Here is a 4,652-nt window from a genome sequence, read left to right as displayed (position 1 = left end):
AGGTTGCGCAGCTGGCGGCGGCGCAGCGCGCCGATCCCGGGATCGGCGCTCTCGCCCTCCGCCCCGCAGTTCCACGACCGGTTGTCATTGGTCCCGTCCCGGTTCGCCTCCCCGTTCGCCTCGTTGTGCTTGCGCTCGTACGTCACCAGGTCGCGCAGGGTGAACCCGTCGTGCGCGGTCACGAAGTTCACCGAGGCGTACGGCCGCCGCCCGCCCCACGCGTACAGGTCGCTCGATCCCGACAGCCGGTAGCCCAGATCCCGTACGTCGGGCAGCGCACCCCGCCAGAAGTCCCGTACTGCATCCCGGTAGCGGTCGTTCCACTCCGTCCACAGGGGCGGGAACGCCCCCACCTGGTAGCCGCCCGAGCCCACGTCCCACGGCTCGGCGATGAGTTTCACCCGCCGCAGCACCGGGTCCTGGGCGATCACCGCGAGGAACGGCGACAGCATGTCCACGTCGTGCATCGACCGGGCCAGTGCCGCCGCCAGGTCGAAGCGGAAGCCGTCCACTCCCATCTCGGTGACCCAGTAGCGCAGCGAGTCGGTGATCAGCCGCAGCACGTGAGGGCGCCCCGCGTGCAGGGTGTTCCCGCAGCCCGTGTAGTCGGAGTACCGTCGCTGGTCGGACTGGAGCCGGTAGTAGGCCCGGTTGTCGATCCCGCGCAGCGACAGTGTGGGACCCAGCTCGCCCCCCTCCGCGGTGTGGTTGTAGACCACGTCGAGGATGACCTCGATCCCGGCCGCGTGCAGGGCCCGGACCATACGCTTGAACTCCCCGACCTGCTGCCCGGCCGTACCGCTCGCCGAGTACCCGGCGTGCGGGGCGAAGTAGCCGATCGAGTTGTAGCCCCAGTAGTTGCGCAGCCCCCGGCGCAGCAGATGGTCCTCGTGCGCGAACTGGTGCACCGGCAGCAGTTCGACCGCCGTCACACCCAGTCTCGTCAGGTGCTGGATCGCCGCCGGGTGGGCCAGGCCCGCGTAGGTGCCGCGCAGTTCCTCGGGAATACCCGGATGGCGCATCGTGAAGCCGCGCACGTGCAGCTCGTAGATCACCGAATCGGCCCACGGCGTCTTCGGCCGGACGTCGTCCGCCCAGTCGTCGTCATCGTGGACGACCACGCCCTTCGGGACGAACGGCGCGGAGTCCCGGTCGTCGCGCACGGTGTCCGCGATGTACTGCTGCGGCCAGTCCCGGACGTGCGCGTACACCTCCGGGGGCAGCGTGAAGTCCCCGTCCACGGCCCGCGCGTACGGGTCCAGGAGCAGCTTCGCCGGGTTGTACCGCGCGCCCGTCCAGGGATCCCAGCGGCCGTGCACCCGGAAGCCGTACCGCTGCCCGGGGCGTACGCCCGGCACGAACCCGTGCCAGATCTCGTGCGTGTGCTCCGTCAGGGTGCACCGGGTCTCGGCGCCGGCCTCGTCGAACAGACAGACCTCGACCGCCTCCGCGCCCTGCGCCCACAGGGCGAAATTGGTGCCCGCGGTCCCGTCCGGACCGTGATGGAACCGGGCCCCCAACGGATGCGAGGACCCCGGCCACACCGGTGCCCCCGGGCGCGCGTGCACCCGTATCACCTGGCTCCTGACCTGGCCGTTCGGCCGCTCCTTCACTCGGCCGTCGATCTGCGGTACGGGCGCGGCCCGGCCGCTCCGCACCGCTTCCGCGGCATTGCTGACGGCTTCCACCGCCTCCTGCTCGGCTGCGCTCGACACTGCCCGCCTCCACGGCTCCTGGGTACCGGCGGGGGTAGGGGAGAGTGCGGCCCCGGCGTCCCGGCCTGGGCCCGCCCCCGTCTGGTCCTTCACACTGTTCTGCCCGGACAGATCTCCCCGGAACGTGGCCCGCCCTCACGTTTCCCCCGCAGCGCCCGGTCGTTGGAGGGTCGTGACACTTCTGACGAGGCGGGCAGGGGCGGGCTTGGCCGCCGTGGCGGCATGGGCGGGCCTCCTCGGCGGCCTGGCCGGATGCACCCAGGACGGCAAGGCCCCCGTGGAGATCCAGCTGCCCGGCAAACCCCGCTCGCCGGACGAGGCCATCCGTATCACTCCCGACGACAACGCGAAGGAGGTCCCCGCGGACGGGCGGCTGTCGGTCACCGTGCCCGAGGGCCGTCTGGAGCGGGTCGTCGTCACCAAGGTGGAGGACGCACAGCAGGAACAGGTCTCCGGCGCCATCGCCGAGGACGGGCTCAGCTGGAGCCCCGACCCCGCGTCCGCACGGCTCGCGCTCGCGGCCAAGTACACCGTGGACGCCGTCGCCCTCGACGGGCACGACCGCCGCCAGGCCCGCCACACCACCTTCACCACCTACGTTCCCGAGGAGCGGTTCATCGGCTACTTCAAGCCCGAGAACCGCTCGACCGTCGGCACCGGGATGATCGTCTCCTTCCGGTTCAGCCGTGCCATCGAGCGCCGCGCCGAAGTGGAGCGGGCCATTTCCGTCACCTCCGATCCGGGCGTGCAGATCGTCGGGCACTGGTTCGGGCGGGAGCGGCTCGACTTCCGGCCCAAGAAGTACTGGAAGCCCGGCACCCGGGTCACCGTGAAGATGGATTTGCGCGACATCGAGGGCGCACCCGGCTCGTACGGCATCCAGGACAAATCCATCACCTTCACCGTCGGCCGCTCCCAGATCTCCACCGTCGACGCGGCCGCGCACACCATGGAGGTCCGCCGGGACGGGCAACTTGTGTCGACCGTGCCGATCAGCGCCGGGGCGCCCAAGACCACCACGTACAACGGGAAGATGGTGGTGATGGAGATGTTCGACGTGACCCGCATGAACGGCCGGACCGTCGGCTTCGGCGGCGAGTACGACATCCCCGACGTCCCGCACGCCATGCGCCTCACCGCCTCCGGGACCTTCCTGCACGGGAACTACTGGTCCAGCCCCGACACCTTCGGCACCACCAACCAGAGCCACGGCTGCGTGGGCCTGCGTGACGACAAGGGCGGCGGCTCCGACACGCCGGCCGGCTGGTTCTTCGACCGGACCCTCGTCGGGGACGTGGTGGAGGTCGTGAACTCGCAGGACAAGACGGTCGCCCCCGACAACGGGCTGGGCGGCTGGAACATGTCCTGGGCGGACTGGGTCGCCGGCTCCGCCATCGCCTGAACACGGGCGGCGTCCCCGCCGGCGTGGCGCCGCGCACGACCGACCGGGTCCCCGGGTCACCGGCCCCCGGGCCGGCCCCTCAGGCGGCCGCCGCCACGGGTTCGGCCTGATCACCTGCCGTCCCCCGGTCATGGGGCGGCCACCGGGGCACTTCTCCGGGCGGTTGGGACGGAACGGTGACAAGACCGTGGCTCATCGTGATCCCTCGCTGTGATTACCTGTCAACAAGCGCGCGACAGTCCGCGCGCGGGGGACATGGGGAGAACACGAGTGAACCTGCAGCCGATACGCGGCCGGGCCCGCACCGGCCTGCCGGCCCTTCTGCTGGGGGCGGCCCTGCTGTTCACCACCGCGTGTGGTGGCGGTGGCAACAGCGGCGGCAGCGGTGGCGACAACGCCGGGGGCGGCGGCAAGACCGGTACCGAGGCCTCCAAGGCGGTCGTCAGCGTCAAGCCCGACGACGGTGCCAAGGAGGTCGCCACCAGCGGCGTCCTGAAGATATCGAGCACGGGCGGCAAGCTCAGCACGGTGACCGTGGCGGACACCAAGGGGAACGCGGTCGAGGGCAAGCTCGCCGACGACGGCGCGACCTGGGAGCCGGCCCGCCACCTGGCCTCCGCCACCGAGTACAAGGTGCACGCGGTCGCCAAGGACGAGGCCGGCCGGGAGTCGGCCAAGGACACGACCTTCACCACCCTGACCCCGACGAACACCTTCGTGGGCCACTACACGCCCGAGGACGGCGCCACCGTGGGCGTGGGCATGCCGGTCTCGATCAACTTCACCCGGGGGATCACCAACCCCGAGGCCGTCGAGAAGGCCATCACCGTCACGGCCGAGCCGGCCGTCCAGGTCGAGGGCCACTGGTTCGGCAACGACCGCCTCGACTTCCGCCCCGAGAACTACTGGGCCGCGGGCACCAAGGTCACCGTGAAGCTCGCCCTCGACGGCGTCGAAGGCCGCCCCGGCGTCTACGGCAAGCAGACCCGTACGGTCACCTTCACGATCGGCCGTTCGCAGGTCTCGACCGTCGACGCGAGCGAGAAGCAGATGCAGGTCGTCCGTGACGGCCAGGTCCTGAAGAACGTCCCGATCACCGCGGGCGCCCCGTCGACGACCACCTACAACGGTCAGATGGTCATCAGTGAGAAGTACGAGGTGACCCGGATGAACGGCGCGACCGTCGGCTTCGGCGGCGAATACGACATCGCCGACGTCCCCCACGCCATGCGCCTCTCCAACTCCGGCACCTTCGTCCACGGCAACTACTGGGCCTCCTCCGGCACCTTCGGCTCGTCGAACGTCAGCCACGGCTGCGTGGGCCTGCGCGACCAGCGCGGTGGCGGCGACCCGAATGCCCCGGCGGCCTGGTTCTTCGACCAGTCGCTGATCGGTGACGTGGTCATCGTGAAGAACTCGAAGGACAAGCAGATCGCCCCGGACAACGGGCTCAACGGCTGGAACATGCCGTGGGCGGAGTGGATCAAGTAGATCCGTCCCGTACGCGGTGGAGGTGGCCCGGTGCTGTGACACAC

The 4,652-nt window shown here is 70.6% G+C and carries 3 protein-coding genes; 2 read left to right on the top strand and 1 reads right to left on the bottom strand.

What is annotated here, in order from left to right:
• Positions 1–1,715: glycogen debranching protein GlgX (glgX, locus tag ACWGIU_RS30350; RefSeq protein WP_453711147.1), on the bottom strand; the 1,715-nt coding region annotated here is incomplete at its 3' end.
• Positions 1,716–1,920: 205 nt separating this feature from the next.
• Between glgX and ACWGIU_RS30345 the strand changes: the two genes are divergently transcribed.
• Complete coding sequence (locus ACWGIU_RS30345; RefSeq protein ID WP_453711145.1) at positions 1,921–3,117, top strand: Ig-like domain-containing protein; 1,197 nt, start codon at positions 1,921–1,923, stop codon at positions 3,115–3,117.
• Between the two features lie 255 nt (positions 3,118–3,372).
• Positions 3,373–4,608 carry a L,D-transpeptidase gene (locus tag ACWGIU_RS30340; protein WP_453711143.1) on the top strand — a complete coding sequence of 412 codons (1,236 nt, stop codon included), beginning with the start codon at positions 3,373–3,375 and terminating at the stop codon, positions 4,606–4,608.
• Positions 4,609–4,652: the final 44 nt, after the last annotated feature.

The organism is Streptomyces sp. NPDC054840, from assembly GCF_053611065.1.
This window is presented reverse-complemented; position numbering and strand designations above follow the sequence as displayed.

Excerpts from the sequence above, each read along its gene's own strand:
- ACWGIU_RS30340 (WP_453711143.1), top strand. The coding sequence starts at position 3,373 with ATGGGGAGAACACGAGTGAACCTGCAGCCGATACGCGGCCGGGCCCGC.